This is a genomic window from Sphingomonas sp. PAMC 26605, assembly GCF_000241485.1.
GTDB lineage: Bacteria > Pseudomonadota > Alphaproteobacteria > Sphingomonadales > Sphingomonadaceae > Sphingomonas.
On record NZ_JH584241.1, the window covers coordinates 395,462 to 420,501 of the forward strand.

Below are 25,040 nucleotides of genomic sequence, written 5' to 3' on the forward strand. Positions count from 1 at the left end.
GGGGGACCCTCATCCGTCCCAATCGCCTGCGATAGTGGCCGAAGGCGTTTCAGGGGGCCGCCCAAAGCTGGTCGAATGAAGCGGGACAGGTGGGGCGAGCGCCGTCAGTGCTAGCGCGGCAAAGGCGTTTCGTAGCTTTGCTCTCACTATCATTGCCCCTGAATCACGGCCGTATTCGAGACTAGAGCATCGCGGGAGGGGAGCTACAAGCGTTTGAAAACTACGGTTTGGCATTCCTGGGGACCGGAACACGATAAACCGGTGCGCGGTCGATATTCAGCGATGGATTGCCGCGATCATCGATCGTTTTCGGGAGAGCCCTAGGTTGCGGACCTTCGCTAGCCGTCGCTTGCTTCGGTGCCTGAAACATGAACGAGTGACCGAAGCTGGGGAGCAGCGAGGGAGGGGTGGATGTCTTTCATTGGGTCTTTCCGCTATAAAGATGGCGGGGCATACAGTTTCAATTTAGCGCAAAGCCCCATCGGGAGGCGAGTACTCGCGATTGGTTCCCAAACTGCGGCGGCATTTGGGTGGGGCACAGACTTCAGCACAGCGGATCTTTCTCGGTCTAGCCGTGCCTACCCGTGGGTTAGGTGCTGGAGGGAATGGGCCGGCGGGATCATCGTCATCCGTGGATCCCGATCAATCTTGATGCACGCTAAGAACACGGCTTGTATCGCTACGCTGTAGGATCAGCGATAACGCGGGGCGGCAGCGCCCGCGGGGCAGTTAACGGCAGGCACCTACTCGAATGAATATAAATGGCTTCGAAAAAAGGCGAGAGCGGCCGTGCCGCCCTCGCCAAAAGGTCCCGAGGAGGGATCAGAAGCTGCCGCGAAGCCCGACCAGTACCTGCCGACCCGGCTTGTACTGAGTGAAGGTGTCGTTGCTGAACTGGAAGTAGGACCGCAGCGTCGCGTCGGTGAAGTTCGCGACGTTGATCGTCAGCTGCGGCAGATGCTCGATCCCGAAAATCTTGTCGAGATCGAATGCCGAAGAGAAATCGTACGAGGTATAGGTCGTGCCGAACAGCGCCGCTGCGGGAATGCCGTTCTGCGCCGCGCCGCTGTTCTGCGACCCTTCGCTCGACGTCGTCGACACGCGCAGCATGACGCCATGCTTTTCGTAATAGGCCGTGACGTTGTACGAGAATGGCGCCACGCCATACGCGATCGCCGCGCCCTTGCTCGTCTGATCGACGATCGTCGCGTTGGCGTTGAAGCCGAAGCCCGTCACGCCGATGTGCTTGGTCAGGAAATCGAGCGGTTGGACCCACTGAAATTCGAGGCCGTTGATCGTCAATTTGTCGGGCACGTTGGTCTGCGACGTCAGCTGCACCTGCGCCGCGGTCGGTCCGCCGCGCGAATTGAGCGCGATCTGCTGCGTTGGATTCAGCGTGTCGTAGGTGATGCCGTATTGCGAGAGGAAGCTGAACGGCACGGTCGTGATGTTGGTGGTAGTGAAGCCGGTGATCGATTTGCGGAAGGCGTTGAAGCTGATCACGCCTTCGCGACCGGTATAATATTCGAAGCCGAGATCCAGGTTGGTCGAGAGATAGGGCTTGAGCGCGGGGTTGCCGATCGTCGCTTGATCGGCCGACGGTGCGCCGAAATTGACGCCGGGCAACTGCGCCGAAGGATCGGGCCGCGTCATCGTGCGCGACCCCGCGACACGAACCACCGCATGCTCGCCCAGATCATAAGCGAAGGTCGCGGCGGGCAACCAGTTGGTATATTCGTTGCGCGTCGTCACCGTGGTCGAGATATTGGGATACCGGCTGCCATCGGGCAAGGTGCCGCCGCCCGCAGGTGCGTTGCGCGGATCAGGCAGCGAGACCGTCCCCGAAATCGTTTGGATCGTGTCGACGAAGCGCAAGCCGGCGTTGAAGCGCAACGTATTGCCGCCGAGCTCCTGCGCGCCGTTGATCGTCGCGAAGCCCGATTTCACGACTTCGCGGATGAAGCCGCCGCTCGCACCGGTATTTGCCGCGCCGACCAGCGGTGCGTTGTCGTGGAACGACTGATAATTCGTCGCATCGGCGAACTTGGGGAAGTTCACCGTGACAAAGCCGGCCGGCCCCGGCACGAGATAGCTCGGGAAGGCCGAGTTGGGGACGAGCGAGCCGCCGTAGGTGACCGGCCCCGTCTTACCAGCCGTTGAGCCGGTGCCGTAACCGGGATAGGTCGGATAGCCGGCGGGCGCCGCGCCCGGGGCGTTGAGCCCCTCGCACGGCGGCTGACCATTGGGCGAGGCAACGAACACGCTCGGGTTGTTGCCGCACGCGGCGTTCTGCCATGCTTGGCTGTTGTCGAAGCCCTGGATCAGGCGCGACACGTCGTCATAGGCGCCGCCGACCTTGAGGTTGAGCTTGGTGCTGCCCCAGGTCAGGTCGGCACGCGCGCCCTTGGTCTCGTTGGTGCGGCGCTCGTCCTGGATGTTCAGACGCGAGCCGGCATACCAGCCGAAGTTCGCCGGGTTGTTCAAATCGAAGTTTGGCGTAATCACCGGGCCGCTGCCGGTATTGGTATAGGATACCGTGTTGCCCACGCCGAGCGGCGTCGTCGCGCCGACCGTCGGGCTCTCGCGGTGGAAGGTCGAGCGCGAATAATTGCCCTGTGCGGTGAACTTCAGCTTGTCCGAGATTTCCCATTCGCCGCCGGGATTGATGCTGAACAGCTTGGTCGTCTCGATATACGGGCGGAATTCGTCGAAGAACTGCGCATTGGCAAAGGTGCCGCCCGTTACCGAACAGCCCGCGCTGCAATCGCTCTTGTCGAACGTTTCGTTGAGCGGGATGATCGCGCTGTTACGCACGATCCACGCCATATCCTCGCGGATCAGATCGTTATGCTTATAGCCATAGAGGCTATCGACGTAGAAATGCAGCGTGTCGGTCGGGCGCCATTCGACGCTGACGATCGCGTTGATACGGTCGCGCGTTCCGCGCTCGTCCGATGTCCGCCCGAGCCGCGGAAGCAGCGCATTGTCGATCTGCTGGATCGTGGCACCGGGATTATGCGCCAGCAAGAACGCCTTATCGATGACCGTACCGGGAACCAGGCCGCCGCCTGCACCGACCGGCACGACCGCAGGAATCGTCCAGTTGCCGCCACCCGTCGTGTTGCAGCCGCTCGCCGCGCCGCACTGCGCGGCGGTGAGCGCCGGGTTGGTATAGCCGATCGTCTCGAAGCCGCGCGTGTCGGTGAACGAGCGCTGGCCCGACACACCGGCCAGGATGCCGATCGTGTCATTGTGCCAGCTGCCGATCATCGATCCGCGCACGCCGATCCGGTTGGCGTCGCCCTGCTGCGACCCCTGCACGTTGTACGTCAGATAGTTTTTCGAGCGGTCGAACGGGCGGGCGGAACGCAGATCGACGTTGCCGGCCGCGCCGCCCTCGAGCAGATCGGCTGTATAGCTCTTGTTGACCGTCAGCTTGGTGAACAGGTCGGTCGGGAAAAAACTCAAATCGACCGAGCGATCGGTGCCCTGCGCGTCGGTTGCGCCCGAGGAGGCGACCGCAATCGGCGATCCGTTGAGCGTCACGTTGGTGAAGTTGGAGCCGAGACCGCGGATCGCGACGTTGGTGCCTTCGCCGGTAATGTCGCGCGTGATCGTGATGCCGGAAATGCGGTTGAACGATTCGGCGATGTTGGTGTCGGGGAATTTGCCGATGTCCTCGGCGAAGATCGAATCGGTGAAGCCGGTCGAGGCGCGCTTGGCATTGGTCGAGAGCGCCAGGCTGTTGCGATACCCCGTGACCATGATATCCTGCGCGGCCGCCGTGTCGGGTTGACCGGCGGCGAGCGTACCCTGCTGCGCGGCGGCAGTGTCGCCCGGCACGGTGCCCTGGGTCGCAGTGGTTGCGGTCGGGGAGGCGGGGGCTCCGGAGAGCGGCGGGACGGGCGTGGACTGCGCGAACGCGGCTTGCGCGGCCAGACCCGAAAGTATCGTGGCCCCGAAGAGCGCGCCTCGTGTCAGCCGTGCAGCACCGGTGAGAAAGCTCATGTCAGATCCCCTTCCTAATTATCCACGCGCCATGTTTTCCAGCGCTATGATTGCGCTACCATCTGACCGGATAGGCAGCGTCTGTCAAACACAAAAGAGTGAACCTGTAAGGCCAATGTGTTCAGAGAATTGCGCTGTAAGCTTTGCTGCGGCATGCTGCGCTCGCCGGGCTCGACGCCCGTTTTGCGGGCGTGCCGCGCAAGTTAGGGCGACTGGAAAGATTGTGGGGACTTTGAAGACCGTACGCCTCTACGCGGAGATCGCGCGCCAAATCGGCGGGCAGATTCTGGCCGACCATTACCCGATGGGTACCCGGCTTCCTTCGGAGCGCGAGCTCTCGGAGACGTTCGACGTGTCGCGCCCGACGATTCGCGAAGCGCTGATCGCGCTGGAGGTGGACGGGCTCGTCGACATCCGCATGGGATCGGGCGTGTACGTCGCTGCGAAGACGCCGCGTGGCGGCAAGTTCTCGGCGATCGGCGTCGGCCCGTTCGAACTGCTGGAGGCGCGCCGCGCGATCGAGGGCGAGGCCTGCGCGATCGCGGCAGGGCGGATCGATGCGAACGACATCGCCGAGCTCCGGACGCTGTTCGACAATCTCGTCGCCGCGGGCGAGGATGTCGAGAAGGCCGAGGCGTTCGACCACCAATTTCATATCAGCATCGCCAGAGCGACCCGCAACAGTGCGATTTCCAGCGCGGTCGAGGCGCTGTGGCAGGCGCGGCTGCGCTCGCCGCAGGAGAAAGCGATGTCGCAAAAGGCGCATCGGGCGGGGGTCGGCCCCCGGATCGACGAGCATTTCGCGATCTTCGAGGCGCTCGCGGCGCGCGATCCGGATCGCGCGCGCGGGGCGATGCGGGCGCATCTCGACAAGGTGCTCGGCGCGCTGATCCAAGCCACCGAAGTCCAGGAAATCGCCGAGCTGGATGCGAGTCTCACTGCGCGGCGACAGCGCTTCGGCCTGGCCTAGATACCGTCTGCGCCGCCTAGTCGCGGCGGCTCAATGTCCCGGCGCGAACGGCACGTCGATCGCGCGGTAGAAGGCCAGCGGATGCGCGGGCGCCGGCGAGTCAGCGGGCAGCGGGCGATGGTTGAGCGATTGATACCAGGAAACGCTCGCGTCGCGCCACCATTGCGCCTCGCGCTGCTGAATGGCGAGGAAGGCCCGCGTCTTGGCGAAGCGTTCGGCATCGACATAGGGCGCGAGCGTTTGCCAGGTGCGTTGCATGGCCCCGGCCGTGGCGACGCCGTGGTCGTAGCGGGTGACGAGTTCGTCCCATAGCGTGCGGCCCGACGCCATCCGGCGATCCCAGGGCACGTGATGGAACCACAGCAGGTCGCGCTCGGGCGTGGTGTCAGGATCGGCGAGCCGCGCGGCGAGCGCCGGTGCGTATTGCGCGATCGCGTCGCTGCCGGCAGCGGTGCGGTCGAACCCGATGCCCTTGGCGTCGGCGCGCGCGTAATAGGTCGGGTTCCATTCGGGCCGCGCGAGGTCGCTCACCCACGGACCCGGGCCGTAATGATGACCGGTCGCCATCTGGTGCGCGAGGCCGAGCGGGGTCATGTAATCGACCACCGCCTCGCGGGATCCCATCATCATCGCGACCGCAGGCGCGACGAAACGCGGGTCAGGGGTGAAGGTCATCCGCGCCCATTCGTCGGCGAACGCCTTGGCGTCGCCGTCGGGGTTCCAGGCGAAGCGACCGAAGGCGAACCAGTTCGCCTGGTTGAAGGTCGACCCCGACCAATCGCGATCGACCCCGATATTGGCGACCCCCGCCATGCCGGTCAGGCGGTACGGATCGACCTTGCCTTCGAGCACGCGCGCGACGGTCGAGCCCGGCCCGCGTGCAAGGGTGTCGCTTTCGAGCGTCTCCTCGAACAGCGGGCCGAGATAGGCGAGGTGCGTCGCCTGGCCCAGATACTCCTTGGTGATCTGGAACTCCATCATCAGCGGCGTCTTCGGCATCGCGCCGAACAGCGGATGGAAGGGTTCGCGCGGCTGGAAGTCGATCGCGCCGTTCTTGACCTGGACGATGACATTGTCGGCGAAGCGGCCGTCGAGCGGCTTGAAATCGTCATACGCCTGCCGCGCGCGGTCGGCGGCGTTGTGCTCGCTATAGACGAAGGCGCGGTACATCACGACCCCGCCATGCGGGCGCACCGCCGCGGCGAGCACGTTCGCGCCGTCGGCGTGGCTGCGATGATAGTCCTGCGGGCCGGGCTGGCCTTCCGAATTGGCCTTGACCAGGAAACCGCCGAAATCGGGGATCGCACGGTAGATTTCGTCGGCCTTCGCCGCCCACCACGCCTTGACCGCGGGATCGAGCGGATCGGCGGTCTTGAGCCCGCCAAGCTCGATCGGCGCCGAGAAGCGCGCCGACAGATACACCTTGATGCCGTACGGCCGGAACACGTCGGCGAGCGCCGCCGTCTTGGCGATGTAGCGCGCGGTGAGGCTTTCCTTGACCGCATTGACGTTGTTGAGCACCGCGCCGTTGATGCCGATCGAGGCGTTGGCGCGGGCATAGTCGGTGTAGCGTGGGCCGGTGTAATCGGGCAGCGTCCACCAGTCCCAGATCGACTGCCCGGCATAGCCGCGCTCGACGCTGCGATCGAGATTGTCCCAATGGTCGAGCACGCGGAGCTGCAGCTTGGGGGCACTGCGCAGGTCGAGCTTGGCGAGTGACGCACCTTGTTCGGCGAGCTCGAGCAGGCGGAAGCTGCCGTAGAGCAGGCCGATGTCGGTGTTGGCGACGATCGCGATGACGGGCTTGCCGCGCGCGGTGGTGGTGCGAAGCCGGAATCCCTCGGCGCCGAGATCGGCGAGCGAAGCTGCGTCGAGACCGAGCCCGAGCCCGCGCGCCTGTGCCGCCGTCGCGAGCACGATCGCGCCATCCGCCGGGCTGCGCGCGCGCGCGATCGGGTGGCCGCGCATGCCGCCGAATCCGCGCTCGAGTTCCGCCACCGCCGCCGCGATCGTCGGCGACGTGCCGGGCGCGACGACCGCGGTCGCCCGTGCCGCGAGGGCGGTTCGCGCGGATCCGGCGAGCGGCCGATAGCGCAGCCACAAATCGTAGCCGTCCTCGGCGTGGGCCGGGGCGGCGCCGAGCGGACAGCATAGCAGCAGCAGCGTCAGAAATCGATTGGCGGCCTTCATCATGCTCTCCCGACGCGGCTCCGGTTGGGGGAGTCCGCTTCAACCTGCCTGACACACATCATTGACAAGACGGCAGTGGGCCTAGCATGGTAGCGCTATCGTGCAAAGGCCGCCGCAGAGCGTCCGCCCGCTTCGTCGAAGCGACCGACAGGAAGGATGCCATGACCGGACATGCCACGCTCCGCGCGCCGATGCCGCCACTGCGATCCCCGATCGGCGCGGCGAACACGCTGTCTGGCTGATCCCCGCCTTACCCTTCTCCTCCACCATCCGCACGGAAAGACCTCATGCCCAAGATTATCGATGCCAAGGTGATCGTCACTTGCCCCGGCCGCAATTTCGTCACGCTCAAGATCGAGACCGAGGACGGCGTCTACGGGCTCGGCGACGCGACGCTCAACGGGCGCGAGCTGTCGGTCGCGAGCTATCTTACCGACCATGTCGTGCCGCTGCTGATCGGCCGCGACGCGCACCGGATCGAGGATATCTGGCAGTATCTCTACAAGGGCGCCTATTGGCGGCGGGGCCCGGTGACGATGAGCGCGATCGCCGCGGTCGACACCGCCTTGTGGGACATCAAGGGCAAGATCGCCGGATTGCCGTTGTACCAGTTGCTCGGCGGTGCCAGCCGAGATGGCGTGATGGTCTACGGCCATGCCAACGGCGTCTCGATCGAGGAGACGGTCGAGGTGGCACTCGATTATCAGCGACAGGGTTACAAGGCGATTCGCCTGCAATGCGGTGTTCCCGGTCTGCCCTCGACCTACGGCGTGTCGAAGGACAAGATGTTCTACGAACCCGCCGACGCCGATCTGCCGACCGAGAATCTGTGGTCGACCGAGAAATATCTCCGCGTCGTGCCCGAGCTGTTCAAGACGGCGCGCGACGCGCTCGGCTGGGACGTGCATCTGCTCCACGATATCCACCATCGCCTCACCCCGATCGAGGCGGGCCGGCTCGGCAAGGATCTCGAGCCGTATCGCCCGTTCTGGCTCGAGGATGCGACGCCCGCCGAGAACCAGGACGCGTTCCGCCTGATCCGCCAGCACACCACGACGCCGCTCGCGGTCGGCGAGATCTTCAACTCGATCTGGGATGCCAAGCATCTGATCGAGAACCAGCTGATCGACTATATCCGCGCGACCGTCGTGCATGCCGGCGGGATCACGCATCTGCGCCGGATCGCCGCGCTCGCCGATCTCTACCAGATCCGCACCGGCTGCCACGGCGCGACCGATCTGTCGCCGGTGTGCATGGCGGCGGCGCTCCATTTCGATCTGTCGGTGCCCAATTTCGGGGTACAGGAATATATGCGCCACACCCCCGAGACCGACGCGGTCTTCCCGCACGCCTACAGCTTCGAGCGCGGGATGATGCATCCCGGCGAGAAACCGGGGCTCGGCGTCGAGATCGACGAGGTGCTGGCTGCCGAATACCCCTATAAGCGCGCCTATCTGCCCGTGAACCGTCTCGAAGACGGCACGATGTACAATTGGTGAGCGCCGCCGCGCGGCCACGCGGCAATGTCCGCTGGATTATCTGCGGTCTGCTCTTCGCGGCCGTGGTGCTCAGTTACGTCGATCGCCTCGTGTTGCCGGTGCTCAAACCCAGCCTGCAGGCGCAATATGGCTGGAGCGAGCAGGGCTATGCCAATCTCGCGATCTGGTTCCAGGGCGCCTACGGGCTCGCTTATGTGCTGTTCGGCCGGTTGGTCGACCGCGTCGGCGCGCGGATCGGCTATGCGCTGGCGGTGACGCTGTGGACGATCGGCCATGTCGCGCATGTGCTGTTCACCAGCACGCTCGGGATGGCGTTTGCGCGCGTGCCGCTGGCGATCGGCGAGGCGGGCGCCTTCCCGGCGGCGCTGGCCGCGACCGGCGAGTGGTTCCCCAAGTCCGAGCGCGCGCTGGCGATCGGCATCTTCAACGCCGGGTCTAACGTCGGCGCGATCGTCACGCCGCTGGTCGTGCCGGTGATCGCGGTGACCTTCGGCTGGCGGATGGCGTTCATCGCGACCGGCGCGCTGACGATCGTGTGGCTGATCGCCTGGCTCGGTTTCTATCGCCGCCCGCGCGAGCATCCCGCGGTTTCGGGAGAGGAACTCGCCTGGATCGAAAGCGAGCCCGCCGAGCGCGCGCGGCCGATCGCGTGGCGCAAGCTGCTCTCGCTGCGCCAGACCTGGGCCTATATGCTCGGGCGCTTCCTGATCGATCCGGTGTGGTGGACCTTCCTGTTCTGGCTGCCCGATTTCTTCAACCGGCAATACCATGTGAAGATGCTCGACTTCGGGCCGCCGCTGGTCGCGGTGTATCTGCTCGCCGATGTCGGGTCGATCGGCGGCGGCTGGCTGTCGTCGCGGCTGCTGTCGCGTGGCTGGGCGACGGGCCGCGCGCGCAAGACCGCGATGTTCGCCTGCGCGCTGTTCGCGCTGCCGATCGCGTTTGCCGCGCACGCGCCCAGCCTGTGGACCGCGGTGCTACTGATCGGGCTCGCCTGCGCGGCGCATCAGGGTTTTTCCGCGAACGTCTATGCGCTGCCCGGCGACCTGTTCCCGCGCGGGCGCGCCGGGTCGGTGATCGGGCTGGGCGGCCTGTCGGGCGCGGTCGGCGGGATGATCATGGCGAAGTTCGCCGGCACGATCCTCGCCGCGCTCGGCAGCTATCAGCCGATCTTCCTCGTCGCGTCGTGCGCCTATTTGGTGGCGCTAGGCGTGATCCACCTGCTCGTTCCGCACTACGCGCCCGTTACGGGGGAGCAGATCGCATGACGCGGCGCCACGCCCCTTCGTCTGGAGATTGCCGATGATCGTCCGTTCCCTCGCCGCGATCCTGGCGCTCGCTAGCCCCGCGTTCGCGGGCGCCGCGCCAAGCGCGCAGTGCGCGGCACAGTGGAGCGCGAGCTGGGCGTCTTCGCAAAAGGACCCAGATCAGGCCGACACCGGTATCGCCGCCAAGCTGCGCGACGCGACGCTGCGCCAGACGATCCGCCTCTCACGTGGCGGCAAGCGCCTGCGCATCCACCTCTCGAATCTCGTCGGCACAGCGCCGCTGACGATCGACTCCGCGCATGTCGCGCTGGCGGAGGCGAGCGGATCCGCCAGCATCCGCCCCGGCAGCGATCACGTCGTGGCGTTCGGCGGTCGAGCGCAGGTGACGATCCCCGCCGGCGCCGAATATGTATCGGATCCGATCGCCTTCGCGGTGCCCGATCGCGCGACGCTGTCACTCAGTCTCCATTTGCCGGAGGCACCCGCCGGGGTGACCAGCCACCCCGGCTCGCGCACCGGCAGCTTCATCGCGGCGGGCAGTCACGGCGGCGATGCGACGGTCGCGGGCGAGCGCGTCGAGCATTGGTATTTCGCCTCGGGCGTCGACGTCGCCGGGTGCGGCGCGACGATCGTCGCGCTCGGCGATTCGATCACCGACGGGCATGGCGCCACCACCGACGCCGACGATCGCTGGACCGACGTGCTCGCCGCGCGGCTCCCCGCCGGCTCCGGGCTGTCGATCGTCAACCAGGGGATCGGCGGCAATCGCGTGCTGCGCGACGGGCTCGGTCCCAATGCGCTCGCGCGGTTCGACCGCGACGTGCTGGCGCAGCCCGGCGTGCGCTATCTGATCGTGCTCGAAGGGGTCAACGATCTCGGCGTGCTGACGCGCGACCATCCCGTCGCGGCGGCCGAACATGCCGCGCTCGTGGCGGAGCTCGAGCAGGGCTATCGCCAGATGGTCGCGCGCGCGCACGACCGCGCGATCACGGTGATCGGCGCGACGATCCTGCCGTTCGGCGGATCGGGCTATTATCACCCCAATGCACAGAACGAGGCCGATCGCGTCGCGCTGAACCGCTGGATCCGGACCTCGGGGACGTTCGACGCGGTGGTCGATTTCGACGCGCTGATGCGCGATCCCGCGCGGCCCGAACGCCTGGCGCGCGCTTATGATTCGGGCGACGGGCTGCATCCGTCGCCGGCGGGCTATGCGCGGATGGGCGAAGCGGTTCCGATCGCGCTGTTCCGGTGAGACGAGACATTCGGAGAGTGGGATGAGGGACTATTCGATGCCGGCGCTGTCGCGGCGGACCTTGCTGACCAGCGCGGCATGGGGGATCGCGATGAGCGCGTTCGAGCCCGCGATCGCATCGCCTGCGCGCGAGCCGACGCCCGATCCCCGTACTGCCTTCCCCCTGATATCGGGAGGCACGCCCGCGACGGTGTTCGTCGATGCCGCCGCCGACAGCGCCGTCAGGCGGGTCGCCGCGAGCTTCGCGGACGATCTCGCGCGGGTCAGCGGCGTCCGCCCTGCGCTGGTCGAGGGGCGCATCGCCGACCTCCATGGACCCGTCGTGATCATCGGGGTGCTCGGCCAGAGCGTGGTGATTGACCAGCTCGTCCATGCCGGCCGGATCGACGCCGCCGATGTGCGCGGCGAGTGGGAGGCGTTCCGCCAGATCGTCGTCGATGATCCGCTGCCCGGAGTCGCGCGCGCGCTGGTGATCGTCGGTTCGGACCGGCGCGGCGCGGTGTTCGGCACCTACGATCTTTCCGCGCGGATCGGCGTGTCGCCATGGCATTGGTTCGCCGACGTCCCGGTGGCGCGCCAGCGCGACATTCTCCTTCCGGCGGGCAGCCGCCGCGACCAGCCCAGGGTCAAGTATCGCGGCTTCTTCATCAACGACGAGGATCCATGCCTGTCGGGCTGGGCGATCAAGGCCTTCGGCGGCGTGAATGCGGCGATGTACGCGCATGTCTTTGAGCTGCTGCTGCGCATGAAGGGCAATTATCTGTGGCCCGCAATGTGGGGCAAGGCCTTCGCCGACGACGATCCCGCCAGCATGGTGCTCGCCGATGCGATGGGCGTGGTGATGGGCAATTCGCACCACGAGCCGATGCTGCGCGCGCAGGCCGAATGGCACCGCCATCAGGACCAGGGCATTACCGGCGGCCCGTGGGATTATGGCAGGAACGGCGATCATCTGCGCGCCTTCTGGCGCGGCGGCATCGCGCGGATGATGGCGAAAGGGGACGGCAAGGCCTATGAATCGGTCGTCACCGTCGGGATGCGCGGCGATGGCGACGAGGCGATGGCCGAGGGCACCGCGACCGGTCTGCTCGAGCATGTCGTCGCCGACCAGCGTCGGATCATCGCCGAGGTCACCGGCAAGCCGGCAAGCGCAACCCCGCAGGTCTGGGCGCTCTACAAGGAAGTGCAGGACTATTACGATCACGGCATGCAGGTGCCCGATGACGTGACTTTGCTCTTCTCCGACGACAATTGGGGCCAGCTGCGCCGGCTGCCCGATCCTGCCGCGCGCCCCCGCGCGGGCGGCTACGGGATCTATTACCACTTCGATTACGTCGGCGGGCCGCGCAATTACAAGTGGATCAACACCAACCAGATCGAGAAGGTCTGGCAGCAGATGGACCTTGCGTACCGGCACGGCGTCCGCACGATCTGGATCGTCAACGTCGGCGATATCAAGCCGATGGAATATCCGCTCGGCTTCTTCCTCGAACAGGCATGGAATCCGGAGGCGATGACGCCGGCGGCATTGGCCGGCTACCCGCGGGCCTGGGCGGGCGCGACCTTCGGCGCCGAACAGGCTGCACCGATCGGCGAGATGATCACGGCGTACAGCCAATATTGCGCCCGCCGGAAACCCGAGCTGATCGACCAGTCGAGCTTTCCGCTCGGCGGCGTGACCCCGGGCGGGCTCGACGGCGGCGAGTTCGGCGCGATCGTCGCCGACTGGGACGCGCTCGAGGCGCGCATGCTCGCAGTCCGCGCGCGGCTTCGCGCCGACCAGCGCGACGCTTATTATCAGCTGATCGAATATCCGATCGCCGCGATGGCGAACCTCTATCGGCTCTATTACGGGACCGCCTGGAACCGTCTGCTCGCAGCGAAGAACGATGCGCGCGGCAATTACTTCGCCGATCAGGTCGAGACGGCGTTCCGGCGCGACGGCGAATTGGTGCAGCGCTACCACAGCATCAACGGCGGCAAATGGGCCGGGATGATGGCGCAGGTGCATATGAGCTATGTCGCCTGGAACGACCCCACGCAGCAGACGATGCCGACTATCATGCGCGTCGGCGCGGATACGCCGAAGGATCGCCAACGGCCGCACCCGACATTCGTCGCCCGCGCGCCCGCGCCGCCGGGACTCATCGCGATCGAGGCGCCCGCGTTCAGCCGCGCGCGCGACGGCAAGGGGTTGCGCTGGGTTTCGGTCGACCATCTCGGCCGCACGAGCGGCGCAATGGTCGCGCTCCCGCAGGGGCGCCCTGCGACGAGCCTGCAGGACGCGGCCTCGCTCGAATATGACATCGTGGTCCGGCAGGCGGGGCCGGCGACGCTGACGCTGTATCTGGCGCCCACGCTCGATGTATCAGGCCATGGGAGCGCCGGGATCGGCGTTTCGATCGACGATCGACCGGTGCAGATCCTGAAGGCTGCGCTCGAGGCGACGGGTGGCGATCAAAAGTCGGAAGCGACGAAAAATTGGGGCGACGCAGTCTGCAACAATATCGTGCGGCTCTCGACCGGTCTCGGAGACGTGGCGGCTGGTCGCCACACGATCAAGCTCTGGCGGCTCGCCGACAATATGGTCGTCCAGAAGCTGGTACTGGCGACGACGGGTGAGCCTCATTCTTATCTTTGATGTGATAATTTTCGAATTTAGGGGTCGCAGCTTGTAAAAATGCAGTAAGGTCGGCGAAGCCTAAAGCTCGACTTGTACCGGAATCGCGCGCAGTCACCACTTAAGAATTATCCGATCTCGTGAGGTGTAGAAGAAGCTAAGTCCGCAATTACATCTAGCTTCGATGACAATCATCTATATTGGCGATAAGGCCAAATTAGAGTGCCGCGGAATGAGCAGTATGCTGTATTGGTCCCGCTGTCCTGAAACCTGCAAGTCAGCACATGGTCAAACCGGCTCGTTCGAAAACCGGGTGTCGAAATATCCTGAGTGTCTTCTTCTGTTCGAAGCCCACCGTAACTCTTAGGCCCGAACGACGGCTTCGCTCCAGTTTTCGCCTATCCGCGCTTCGCGGCATCATCTCGTGTTCGCCAGGACGAACATAACTGACTTGATCCTCGTCCTCGTCCGCGCGTTCGTTCTCCTTGTCTGCGTAAACGTGCCCATCGAGACGAATGTAAGCGCCGTTGTCCAAGAGCCGCGTGTCGGCCTGTATCCGCCGGGCCTCCGCCGAGTCCTTCGTCTCGAGGGATCTCTTCCAGAGCTGACGCCCGCCGAACTCCTCGCGGAGCTGTTTCGGGATCTGCCGTCGAAGGTAGAAAGTTCCAGTTTCAGGATGCCGCCAGGGCTCCGCCATCGCCACCATAATTCGCCCGCTGTACCCGCTCGCTGTACCAGGCGGAGGTGAAACCAACGTAAATGCTGAATTTCTGCGGGTTGAGCCGAAAATGGTGACCCCTACGAGAATCGAACTCGTGCTTACGCCGTGAGAGGGCGTCGTCCTAACCGCTAGACGAAGGGGCCGCTTGCGCGAGACGGCGCAATACGCAGCATCGCGGTGGGCGTCAAGCCGGAGCGTCAAGCCGCGGCGATCGGACGAAGCGACGGAACTTGCCGTGCGACAAGGCGTTTTCGTTGCAGATGCGGTCTGAACGATTCGGCCGTAAGCTAAGGGGTATTACAATGCTTTGGACCATCGTCGTCGTCTTGCTGGTGCTGTGGGCACTCGGGTTTGCAGTCCATATCGGCGGTGGCCTGATCCACCTTCTGCTCGTCATCGCCCTGATCGTCGTGGTCGTGCGCCTGCTCCAGGGTCGCAGCGCGGTATAAGCTACCGGCGGCGCGCGGCGGCTCAGGCCGCGGCGCGCCGCCGCTCCGCCATTTCGGCGTTGAGCATCTCGGCGAGCAGGAACGCGAGCTCAAGCGACTGGCCCGCGTTGAGCCGCGGATCGCAATGCGTGTGGTAGCGGTCGGCGAGCGTCTGCTCGGTGACGTCGACCAGACCCCCGGTGCATTCGGTCACGTTCTGCCCGGTCATCTCGGCGTGGATGCCGCCCGCGATCGATCCTTCGGCCCGGTGCACCGCGAAGAAGCCGCGCACTTCGGCGAGGATCCGGTCGAACGGCCGCGTCTTGTAGCCCGTCGCCGCCTTGACCGTATTGCCGTGCATCGGGTCGCAGCTCCACACCACCGGATGCGCCTCGCGCAACACCGCGCGCACCAGTTTGGGAAGCTGCGCCTCGATCTTGTCGTGGCCGTAGCGCGTGATCAGCGTCATGCGGCCGGGCACGCGGTTGGGGTTGAGCGTGTCGAGCAGGCGGAGCAGCGCGTCGGGCTCGAGGCTCGGCCCGCATTTCATCCCGATCGGATTGCCGATCCCGCGCAGATATTCGACATGCGCGCTGCCCTCGAAGCGCGTGCGGTCGCCGATCCACAGGAAATGCGCCGAGGTGTCGTACCAGTCGCCGGTGAGCGAATCCTGCCGCGTCAGCGCCTGCTCGTAGCGCAGCAGCAGCGCCTCATGGCTGGTGTAGAAGTTGGTCTGCGCAAGCTGCGGCACCGTCTCGGGGCTGATCCCGCACGCTTCCATGAACTCGAGCGCCTCGCCGATCCGGTCGGCGACGTTGCTGTATTTCTCGGCCCACGGGCTGCGGCCCATATAATCGTGCGTCCAGCGCTGCACCTGATGGAGGTTGGCATAGCCGCCGGTCGCGAACGCGCGCAGCAGGTTGAGCGTCGCGGCGCTCTGCGAGTAAGCGCGGATCATCCGCTGCGGGTCGTTCTGCCGGCTCTCGGGAGTGAAGGCGATGTCGTTGACGATGTCGCCACGATAGGCGGGGAGGGTGACGTCGCCCTGCGTCTCGGTGTCGGCCGAGCGCGGCTTGGCGAACTGCCCCGCCATGCGGCCGAGCTTCACCGTCGGCAGCTTCGAGGCGAAGGTCAGGACGACCGCCATCTGCAGCATCACGCGAAAGGTGTCGCGGATGTTGTTGGCGCTGTGCTCGGCGAACGATTCGGCACAGTCGCCGCCTTGCAGCAGGAACGCCTTGCCCTCGGCGACGCGGCCGAGATCGGCGGTGAGGTTGCGCGCCTCGCCGGCGAAGACGAGCGGCGGGAAGGAGGCGAGCGTGTCGGTCGCGGCGTCGAGCGCGGCCGTGTCGGGATAGGTCGGCATCTGCCGCGCTTCGGCGCGCGTCCAGCTATCCGGGGCCCAGCTGCTCATGTCGTTCTCCGTGCGAATCTGTACATACCAATCGGCGTGCGTGGCGATGGCGTTGGCGGCGATCTGATTGACCACCGGGCCGCTCGCGCGCTTGCCGTCCTCTTCCCAGCCCTGGACGGTCGAGCCCGGCGCGCCATACCAGGCGCCGAACGCGGCGCGCGTGAGGCCGCGTTCTTCGCGGAAGCGCTTGATCTTGAGGCCGGCCATCGTCGTCATGGTGTTCGCATTACCCATATTGGGTAATCGACGCAAGCGGCGTTTTCCCTTTTGGGGTAACGCCGCTTGCACCGGATCGAGCCTTCGCGAGTTCCTATCGCGATCGGCGCGAATTGGCGCTATCGGGGGTGCTTACCCGAAGAACGGACGACGCCATGCTCGACTCTCCCACCGCTCAAGTTCCGCCGCTCTCGCTCGCCGACGAAGCCGCCGATCCCGTCGCCTTCGCCGCGGCGCTCGGCGAGTCGTTCGAGCGTTTCGGCTTCGCCGTCGTGTCGGACCATGGCGTCCCGGCCGACCTGATCGCGCGCGCCTGGGCGATGACCGCAGCGTTCTTTGCGCTGCCCGAAGACACCAAGCGCGCGTATTTCAGCGCGGGCGGGGGCGGGGCGCGTGGCTATACGCCGTTCAAGACCGAGATCGCCAAGGGCGCGACGCATGTCGATCTCAAGGAATTCTGGCATGTCGGGCGCGAGCTGGCGAAGGGCCACCGCTTCGAAGCGCAGATGGCGCCCAACGTCTGGCCAGACCAGCCCGAGGGCTTCCGCGAGACCTTCGTCGAGCTGTTCGCCGCGCTCGACACGGCGGGCGACCGGTTGCTGGCGGCGATCGCGCGGCATCTGGGACTCGCGCCCGACTGGTTCGATCACGCCGTCAAGGACGGCAATTCGGTGCTGCGCCTGCTCCACTATCCGCCCGTCCCCGCCGATGCCGCGGAAGTCCGTGCCGGGGCGCACGAGGATATCAACCTGATCACGCTGCTCCTCGGCGCCGAGGAAGCGGGTTTGCAATTGCTGACCAAGGAAGGCGACTGGCTGCCGATCAACCCGCCCGAGGGGGCGATGGTCGTCAATGTCGGCGACATGCTGCAGCGGCTGACCAACCATGTCCTGCCCTCGACCACGCACCGCGTCGTCAACCCGGCGCCCGAACGGCGCGGACATTCGCGCTACTCGATGCCGTTCTTCCTGCACCCCGCGCCCGATTTCCTGATCGAGACGCTGCCGTCGACGATCACCGCGGAGCGGCCCAACCGCTATCCGACGCCGATTACCGCGCACGACTATCTGCACGAGCGTCTGGTCGAGATCGGCCTGGTCAAGGCCTGACGCTTGCCCCTCTCGCTGCGGGAGAGGGGCAAGCCGCGCAGCGGCGCGGGGTGAGGGGTCAGGTTCGCGAGGCTGGTCACCCTCGCCCTTCCGCGCTACGCGCTCCCTCCCTCTCCCGCTGGGAGAGGGACGATCTGTCCGGAGATGGCCGAATGACCAAACCCCTGCGTATCGCCCTCGCCGGGCTCGGCACCGTCGGCGGCGGCGTGATCCGCCTGCTCGACACCAACGGCGCGCTGATCGCGCGACGTGCGGGGCGACCGATCGAGATCGTCGCGGTCTCGGCGCGTGACCGGACCAAGGATCGCGGCGTCGACATGACGCGCTTCGACTGGATCGACGATACGACCGCGCTGGCACAGGCCGACGTCGATGTCGTCGTCGAGCTGGTCGGCGGGTCGGACGGCCCGGCGCTGACGCTCGCGCGCACCACGCTCGCTGCGGGCAAAAGCTTCGTCACCGCGAACAAGGCGATGCTCGCGCATCACGGGCTCGAGCTCGCGCGCGCTGCCGAAGGGGCGGGGGTCGCGCTGAAGTTCGAGGCCGCCGTCGCGGGCGGCGTGCCGGTGATCAAGGGGATGCGCGAAGGCGCTGCCGCCAACGAGATCGAGCGGGTCTACGGCATCCTCAACGGCACGTGCAATTTCATCCTGTCGAAGATGGAAGCCGAGGGCCGCGACTTCGCCGATGTGCTCGCCGAGGCGCAGGCTTTGGGCTTCGCCGAATCCGACCCGAGCTTCGACATCGACGGCGTCGATGCCGCGCATAAACTCTCGCTGCTCGCCAGCCTCGCCTTCGGCACGCAGCCGGCGTTCGGCGACGTCGCGGCGAGCGGCATCCGCCACGTGCTCGCCGCCGACATCGCCGAGGCGGCGGCGCTCGGCTATCGCGTGCGGCTGCTCGGGCTGGCCGAAGCCGGGCCCGGCGGGCTGTTCCAGCGCGTCCATCCGCACCTGGTGCCGGTCAGCCATCCGCTCGCGCATGTCACCGGCGCGACCAATGCGGTGGTGGCCGAGGGCAATTTCGTCGGGCGGCTGCTGTTTCAGGGCGCCGGCGCGGGCGACGGGCCGACCGCGAGCGCCGTCGTCGCCGATCTGATCGACATCGCACGCGGCGAATTCGGCCCCGCCTTCGCGATGCCCGCCGATTCGCTGACCGCGCAGGGCCCGGCCGATGCCGGCGAGCGGCGCGGCCGCGCCTATGTCCGTTTCACCGTGGCGGACCGAGTCGGCGTCCTCGCCGAGATCGCCGCCGCGATGCGCGATGCGGGCGTCTCGATCGAGAGCCTGATGCAGCGCGGCGCGCATGCCGACGGATCGGTGCTGGTCGCGATCGTCACGCACGAGGGACCGGAGCGGAGCGTGGCGCAGGCGCTCGAGCGGCTGCGCGGGTCGCAGAGCCTGGTTGGCCAGCCCTTGTGGATGCATATCCTGGGGTAAGCGCGCGTAGAGCGCTTTTGCGTTAGCCCTGCCCGTCCCCGTCACCCCAGCGAAAGCTGGGGTCTCCGTGGTGCGAAGCGCGCCCCCGGCACCACGAGATCTCAGCTTTCGCTGGGATGACGGTGGTGGGCGCGCGGTACTTCGACAAGCTCAGCGCACCACGCCCGCTACGGCAGAATCACCGACGGGTGCGGCGCGTCGTCGAGCGCGATCGCGACGCGTCCGGATTTGTCGGGCTTCTTCTTGAACGCCCGCCCGACACCGTGCGCGACATCGCCCGCCAGCATCACGAAGTCCTTCGCCTCGCCCGGCCGCTCGCAGCAGCTGTCGGGCGCGACGACTTTCTGGATCAACCGCACCACCTGCGTCCCGCCCTCGAAGAACTGCACGCCGCCGGTGCAGCCGCGCTGCATCGTCGCGCACGGCGAGCTGTCCTCGACCGCCAACGCGCCGGTGCCGGTGAGATAGGGGTTCGACGGCACGGGCCCTTTCGGCACGACTTCGTTCGGGTAGGGCAGCTTCTGCGACGGCAGCGGCTTGCCGCAGACGACGATGTCATCGGGGCCGACCGGCTTGCCGCGCCGGACACAGGGCTCGTCCGCCACCGGCTGCAGAATCGAGAAAGCGGTCGGCGCGGCCGGAACGGGCGCCGGGGCGGGGGTCGCGGCTTGCGCGGCGAGGAGCAGCACGATCATGAACCCGATACTCGCCTGCAATCATGGCCGATTTCAGGCGATCTTGGCGACTCCGAGCCGCGGCAGGTCGATCGCCGGGCAACGGTCCATCACGACCTTGAGCCCCGCCGCCTCGGCACGTGCCGCGGCGGCCTCATTGACCACGCCCAATTGCATCCAGACCGCCTTGGCGCCGGCCGCGATCGCCTCGTCGACGGCATCGCCCGCGGCGGCGGAATTGCGGAAGATGTCGACCAGGTCGATCGGCTCGCCGATCTGCGACAGGTCGCGGAAGACGAACTCGCCGTGGAGATGCTCGCCGGTGATCTGCGGGTTGACCGGGATCACGCGATAGCCGTGTTCCTGTAGCGTGCGCATCACGCGGTAGGACGGGCGATCGGGCCGGTCCGACGCGCCGACCAGGGCGATCGTGCGAGTTTCCTCGAGCAGAGTGCGGAGGTCGCTATCGCTGGTGAGCGGCATCAGGCCTGTCCTTCGATCCAGCCGGCGACGTGGCCGGCAATCTGCTTGAACGCCACGGCTTCAGGGCCGTTCCCGGTGACCGGCGGCTGGCCCGCATCGGAGGCGACGCGCACGCGCATGTCGAGCGGGATGCGCCCCAGGAAGGGCAGGCCCAATTCCTTCGCCGCCGCCTCCGCGCCACCGGTGCCGAACGGATCGGACACTTCGCCGCACGACGGGCAGACATAGCCCGCCATATTCTCGATCAGGCCGATGATCGGCACGCCCGCCTTGACGAACAGATCGATCGCGCGCCGGGCGTCGATCAGCGCGAGGTCCTGCGGGGTCGAGACGATCACCGCACCGGTCGGGCGGTATTTCTGGATCATCGTCAGCTGCACGTCGCCCGTCCCCGGCGGCAGATCCATCACCAGCGTATCGGCCGCCCCCCAATTGGCGTCCATCATCTGCGTCAGTGCGCCCGCCGCCATCGGTCCGCGCCACGCGATCGCCTGATCGGCGGTGACGAGCATCCCCATCGATAGCAGCGGCACGCCGAACGGCGTCTGGACGGGATTGAGCACCTTGTTGTGCGCGGTCGGCTTGAGATCGGCGACGCCCATCAGCCGCGGCTGCGAGGGCCCGTAGATATCGGCATCGACCAGCCCGACGCGCCGCCCCGCCTGGTGCAGCGCGATCGCGAGATTGGCCGAGACGGTCGACTTGCCGACGCCGCCCTTGCCGCTGCCGACCGCGATCGTCACGCGCTTCTGCCGCTGGCTGGTCAGCGCGACGCGCACCGTGTCGACCCCGTCCACCATAGCCGCCGCGCGCCGCACCGCATCCTCGAGCGGCGCGTGATCGGCTTCGTCGAGCCCGCTGACATCGACGATCACGCTCGCGCGCGCGTCCTCGATCCGGCCGGTCGCGCGGGTGCCGGCGACGAGCGAAAGGGCGGCGTTGAGCGCGGCATCGCGCGAAATCGGATCGGTCATCCCGGCCAGATAGGCCTCGCGGACACGCTTGCCACTGTTTTTCGTCGCAGGCCGCCCCTATAAAGGGCCAATGACGATCCTATCGCGCTGGTTTCCACGCCCCTCTCTCGAATCCGCCGATGGCAAGGGCCCGTGGGGCAGTGGTGGTGGCGGTGGCGACGGCGATAAGAGCGACGGCCCGCGCAACCCCTGGGCGCAGCCCCCCGGCGGCAAGCCGCGCGGCACGACGGCTGGCCCGAGCGCGCTCGACGAATTCCTCAAACGCGCGCGCGGCGGCGGCAGCGGCCCGGGTGGCTTCGGCGGCGGCGGGCGTCCGCGCATCCCCGGCGCGCCGAGCGCGACCAATCTTTGGCTGATCGCGGTCGGGGTGATCGTCGTCGCGTGGATCGTGCTGACCAGCTTCCATTCGATCGGCCCGCAACAGCGCGGCGTGGTCACCTTTCTCGGCCGCTATTCCGAGACGCTCGAGCCCGGCATCCGCGTGACGCTGCCCGCGCCGTTCGTCGACGTGGCGAAGGTCGATGTCGCCGCGATCAACACCGAGACCTTCCCCGATGAAGGCGATGGCGGCTCCGAAACCGACAAACTGATGCTGACCAGCGACCAGAACATCGTCGATCTCGATTATTCGGTGCGCTGGCAGATCTCGAACCCGCAGGACTTCGCCTTCCAGATCGCCGACCCGCGCGGCACGCTGCGCGCGACCGCGATGAGCGCGATGCGCGCTGCCGTCGCCACCGCGACGCTCGACGACGCGATCGGCAGCGGCCGCAACGCGATCGAGGTCAAGGTCCAGCAAGCGATGCAGGACATCCTCGACGGCTATAACGCCGGCATCCGCATTCAGGGCGTCGCGATCCGCGGCGCGCAGGCGCCGGCGCAGGTCTCGGATGCCTTCAAGGAAGTCTCCGCCGCGCAGCAGCAGGCGCAGAGCGACATCAGCAAGGCGCGCGGCTACGCGCAGCAGGTGCTCGCCAAGGCGCAGGGCGAGGCCGCGGCGTTCGACGTGATCTACGCCCAGTACAAGCTCGCCCCCGACGTGACGCGCAAGCGCATGTATTACGACACGATGGAGCAGGTTCTGTCCAAATCCGATAAGACGATCATCCAGGCGCCCGGCGTCGTGCCGTATCTGCCGCTGCCCGGGATCGCCAAGCGCCTGCCCGATGCCGTGCCCGCTCCGCAAGCCCAGGGAGCCGCACAGTGAACCGCGCCTTGCTCCGCAATCCGATCACGCTCGGGATCGTCGCGCTTCTCCTGCTGATCGTCGCCGCGAGCTCGGTCGCGATCGTCCCCGAGACGCGCCAGGCGGTGATCCTGCGCTTCCAGCAGCCGGTCGCGACGATCAACGAATATCGCCCCAACGAGGTGTTCGGCCGCACCGGCGCGGGGATCAACTTCCGCGTGCCGTTCATCGACCGGCTCGTCTGGGTCGACAAGCGCGTGCTCGACGTCGAGCTCGACAATCAGCCGGTACTTTCGACCGACCAGACCCGCCTCGAGGTCGACGCCTATGCGCGCTTCCGCATCGTCGATCCGTTGAAGGCGGTGATCTCGACCGGCAGCACCTCGGTCACCGAACAGCGCGTCAAGGACCAGCTCCAGCCGCTGTTCAGCTCGTCGCTGCGCAACGAGCTCGGCCGCCGGCCGTTCGCCGCCCTGCTCAGTCCCGAGCGCACGCAGGTGATGGGCAATATCCGCGCCGGGCTGCAGCGGCTCGCCTCGCAATATGGCGTGCAGATCGTCGACGTCCGCATCAAGCATGCCGATCTGCCGACCGGCACGCCGTTCGACAGCGCCTTGAACCGGATGCGCACCGCGCGTCACCAGCAAGCTTTGACGATCCAGGCGCAGGGCGCGCAGACTGCGCAGATCATCTCGGCGCAGGCCGATGCGCAGGCGGCGCAGATCTATGCCGCGGCGTTCAACAAGGATGCGGAATTCTATGACTTCTACCGCGCGATGCAGTCGTACCGCTACACCTTCGCGCAGGATGGCAAGGGGAGCACGAGCTTGGTATTGTCGCCCGACAACGCCTATCTGAAGGAATTCCAGGGCCGCCGCTAATTTGCGGCTCAGGAACGGCTCATCGGCCGTTCATATTCAAACGCCGTTCAGCAATATCGACTATTGAAGCGACTCTGTCGCCAGATGGTAGACGAGAGGAAAAGACCCAAGTGCGCTACGCTTACGCCATCACCGCAGCCCTCCTCCTGAGCGGGACCGCCACCGCGATCGCGCTGCCGGCCGTCTCGGGTGCGCAAACCGCGCAGAACGAGCCCGCCGTCATGGCCGCCACCGCGCCCAAGCCCGGCGCGCCGCTGAGTTTCGCCGATCTCGTCGCGCGGCTACAGCCGGCGGTGGTGAATATCTCGACCAGCCAGCACATCACCCAGGCGCAGCCCGCCAATCCGTTCGCGGGCACGCCGTTCGAGGGCCTGTTCGGTCAGCAGCAGGGGCAGGGCGGCGGCGGCGGCACGCCGACGACGCGCGAGGCGACCTCGCTCGGGTCCGGCTTCATCATTTCGCCCGACGGCTATGTCGTCACCAACAACCACGTCGTCGCCGCGGGCGCCAAGGGCGCGACGGTCGATTCGATCACCGTCACGATGGTCGATCGCAAGGAATATGTCGCCAAGCTGATCGGCCGCGATCCGACCTCGGATCTGGCGCTGCTCAAGATCGACGCGAAGAACCTGCCGTTCGTCAAGTTCGGCGATTCGGACGCGGCGCGTGTCGGCGACTGGGTGCTGGCGATCGGCAATCCGTTCGGCCTCGGCGGCACCGTGACCGCGGGCATCGTCTCCTCGCTCCACCGCGTCACCGGCGGCGGCGCGTATGACCGCTTCATCCAGACCGACGCGGCGATCAACCAGGGCAATTCGGGCGGCCCGATGTTCGACCTGTCGGGCAACGTGATCGGCATCAACTCGCAGATCCTCGGCAGCACCGGTGGCGGCAATATCGGCATCGGCTTCGCGATCCCCGCGACCGACGCCAAGCCCGTCATCGAGAAATTGATGAAGGGCACCAAGATCGCGCGCGGCTATCTCGGCGTCGGCCCGCAGCCGATCGACGACGATCTCGCCTCCTCGTTCGGTCTTGCCAAGAACAAGGGCGAGCTGCTGCGCAGCATCGAGCCCGGCCAGCCCGCCGACAAGGCCGGCCTCAAGGTCGGCGACATCGTGCTGCGCGTCGGCGGCAAGGACGTGAATCCCGACCAGTCGCTGAGCTACCTCGTCGCCAACGTAACGCCGGGGACGCGCGTGCCGCTCGACATCATCCGCCAGGGCCGTCCGCAGACGATCGTCGCGACGATCGGCACGCGGCCGTCCGAGGATGCGCTGCTCGCCCAGGCCAATGCCCAGTCCGACGACGATATGTCCGACGACGGCGATACGCCCAATGCCGGGCAGGCCGCGTCGAACCCGCTCGGGGTGACCGTCGCGACGCTTACCCCGCAGATCGCGCGCACCTTCAGCATCGATTCGTCGGTGTCGGGTGTCGTGATCGGCACGGTCGATCCGTCGAGCGACGCGGGTGCGAAGGGCCTCAAGCGCGGCGACGTGATCGTCTCGGCCAACGGCGTGCCGGTCAATACGCCGGCGGCGCTCGGCGCCGCAGTGATGCAGGCCAAGGCGGCGGGGCGTACGCAGATCGCGCTCTATGTCGTGCGCGGGCGTCAGCCGGCGTTCTTCATCGGGGTGAAGCTGAAGAAGTAAGGCGCAACACAAAAGCCCCTCCCCTTCAGGGGAGGGGTTGGGGGTGGGGG

The 25,040-nt window shown here is 66.7% G+C and carries 18 protein-coding genes and 1 tRNA gene; 11 read left to right on the plus strand and 8 right to left on the minus strand.

Translation table 11 applies throughout. The annotated features are described in order from the left end of the window. Positions 1–822 precede the first annotated feature (822 nt). A complete protein-coding gene (locus tag RH90_RS01780; protein ID WP_010183499.1) occupies positions 823–4,008 on the minus strand; it encodes a TonB-dependent receptor in 3,186 nt (1,061 codons plus the stop codon). Between the two features lie 223 nt (positions 4,009–4,231). On the opposite strand from RH90_RS01780, the gene RH90_RS01785 reads away from it, so the two are divergent. Then, entirely contained in the window at positions 4,232–4,978 is a 747-nt protein-coding gene (locus RH90_RS01785; RefSeq protein WP_232280284.1) for a FadR/GntR family transcriptional regulator, read from the plus strand. Positions 4,979–5,008: 30 nt separating this feature from the next. Here the strand turns inward: RH90_RS01785 and RH90_RS01790 are convergent, their stop codons facing one another. Further along, positions 5,009–7,168 (minus strand): alpha-glucuronidase family glycosyl hydrolase, encoded by a 2,160-nt coding sequence (locus tag RH90_RS01790; protein ID WP_010183501.1) that lies wholly within the window; start codon positions 7,166–7,168, stop codon positions 5,009–5,011. 287 nt (positions 7,169–7,455) lie between these two features. Here RH90_RS01790 and manD point away from each other — a divergent pair, with 287 nt between their 5' ends. From manD to RH90_RS01810, 4 genes are read left to right on the plus strand one after another with little or no spacing between them, the layout of a single operon-like run. Further along, on the plus strand, positions 7,456–8,667 hold the full coding sequence (gene manD, locus RH90_RS01795; RefSeq protein WP_010183502.1) for a D-mannonate dehydratase ManD: 1,212 nt from the start codon (positions 7,456–7,458) through the stop codon (positions 8,665–8,667). Further along, positions 8,664–9,935 carry an MFS transporter gene (locus RH90_RS01800; protein ID WP_010183503.1) on the plus strand — a complete coding sequence of 424 codons (1,272 nt, stop codon included), beginning with the start codon at positions 8,664–8,666 and terminating at the stop codon, positions 9,933–9,935. Before manD ends, RH90_RS01800 begins: the two co-directional genes overlap by 4 nt. A 34-nt stretch (positions 9,936–9,969) precedes the next feature. Continuing rightward, positions 9,970–11,190 carry an SGNH/GDSL hydrolase family protein gene (locus RH90_RS01805; RefSeq protein ID WP_010183504.1) on the plus strand — a complete coding sequence of 407 codons (1,221 nt, stop codon included), beginning with the start codon at positions 9,970–9,972 and terminating at the stop codon, positions 11,188–11,190. A gap of 22 nt (positions 11,191–11,212) precedes the next feature. Next, positions 11,213–13,831: a glycosyl hydrolase 115 family protein gene (locus RH90_RS01810; protein WP_010183505.1), complete on the plus strand. Its 2,619-nt coding sequence runs from the start codon at positions 11,213–11,215 to the stop codon at positions 13,829–13,831. A gap of 256 nt (positions 13,832–14,087) precedes the next feature. Here the strand turns inward: RH90_RS01810 and RH90_RS01815 are convergent, their stop codons facing one another. Together RH90_RS01815 and RH90_RS01820 are read right to left on the minus strand one after the other, a co-directional pair. Further along, positions 14,088–14,516: a DUF6538 domain-containing protein gene (locus tag RH90_RS01815; protein ID WP_010183506.1), complete on the minus strand. Its 429-nt coding sequence runs from the start codon at positions 14,514–14,516 to the stop codon at positions 14,088–14,090. An 83-nt stretch (positions 14,517–14,599) separates the two neighbouring features. Beyond that, a tRNA-Glu gene (locus RH90_RS01820) sits at positions 14,600–14,674 on the minus strand. 159 nt (positions 14,675–14,833) lie between these two features. Between RH90_RS01820 and RH90_RS23285 the strand changes: the two genes are divergently transcribed. After that, complete coding sequence (locus RH90_RS23285) at positions 14,834–14,980, plus strand: lmo0937 family membrane protein (protein WP_010183507.1); 147 nt, start codon at positions 14,834–14,836, stop codon at positions 14,978–14,980. Positions 14,981–15,002: 22 nt separating this feature from the next. Here RH90_RS23285 and RH90_RS01825 read toward each other — a convergent pair whose 3' ends face one another. Then, positions 15,003–16,589, minus strand: coding sequence for a class II 3-deoxy-7-phosphoheptulonate synthase (locus RH90_RS01825; protein ID WP_010183508.1), 1,587 nt, complete (start codon positions 16,587–16,589; stop codon positions 15,003–15,005). A 155-nt stretch (positions 16,590–16,744) separates the two neighbouring features. On the opposite strand from RH90_RS01825, the gene RH90_RS01830 reads away from it, so the two are divergent. Together RH90_RS01830 and RH90_RS01835 are read left to right on the plus strand one after the other, a co-directional pair. Then, positions 16,745–17,698, plus strand: a complete 954-nt coding sequence (locus tag RH90_RS01830) for an isopenicillin N synthase family dioxygenase (RefSeq protein WP_010183509.1) — start codon at positions 16,745–16,747, stop codon at positions 17,696–17,698. Between the two features lie 152 nt (positions 17,699–17,850). Further along, complete coding sequence (locus RH90_RS01835; RefSeq protein WP_010183510.1) at positions 17,851–19,137, plus strand: homoserine dehydrogenase; 1,287 nt, start codon at positions 17,851–17,853, stop codon at positions 19,135–19,137. Positions 19,138–19,304: 167 nt separating this feature from the next. On the opposite strand, the gene RH90_RS01840 is transcribed toward RH90_RS01835, so the two are convergent. Genes RH90_RS01840 through RH90_RS01850 form a run of 3 tightly spaced genes read right to left on the minus strand, consistent with a single transcriptional unit; the run spans position 19,305 to position 21,268 of the window. Continuing rightward, complete coding sequence (locus tag RH90_RS01840) at positions 19,305–19,832, minus strand: hypothetical protein (protein WP_029624961.1); 528 nt, start codon at positions 19,830–19,832, stop codon at positions 19,305–19,307. A gap of 33 nt (positions 19,833–19,865) precedes the next feature. Then, positions 19,866–20,294 (minus strand): CoA-binding protein, encoded by a 429-nt coding sequence (locus RH90_RS01845; protein WP_010183512.1) that lies wholly within the window; start codon positions 20,292–20,294, stop codon positions 19,866–19,868. Continuing rightward, positions 20,294–21,268, minus strand: a complete 975-nt coding sequence (locus tag RH90_RS01850) for an Mrp/NBP35 family ATP-binding protein (RefSeq protein WP_010183513.1) — start codon at positions 21,266–21,268, stop codon at positions 20,294–20,296. The genes RH90_RS01845 and RH90_RS01850 overlap by 1 nt, the downstream gene beginning before the upstream one ends. A 70-nt stretch (positions 21,269–21,338) precedes the next feature. Here RH90_RS01850 and hflK point away from each other — a divergent pair, with 70 nt between their 5' ends. From hflK to RH90_RS01865, 3 genes are all read left to right on the plus strand, one after another. After that, positions 21,339–22,475: a protease modulator HflK gene (gene hflK, locus RH90_RS01855; RefSeq protein WP_010183514.1), complete on the plus strand. Its 1,137-nt coding sequence runs from the start codon at positions 21,339–21,341 to the stop codon at positions 22,473–22,475. Then, positions 22,472–23,335: a protease modulator HflC gene (hflC, locus tag RH90_RS01860; RefSeq protein WP_010183516.1), complete on the plus strand. Its 864-nt coding sequence runs from the start codon at positions 22,472–22,474 to the stop codon at positions 23,333–23,335. Before hflK ends, hflC begins: the two co-directional genes overlap by 4 nt. Positions 23,336–23,445: 110 nt before the next feature. Further along, positions 23,446–24,990 (plus strand): Do family serine endopeptidase, encoded by a 1,545-nt coding sequence (locus tag RH90_RS01865; protein ID WP_010183517.1) that lies wholly within the window; start codon positions 23,446–23,448, stop codon positions 24,988–24,990. The last annotated feature ends 50 nt before the right edge of the window (positions 24,991–25,040 follow it).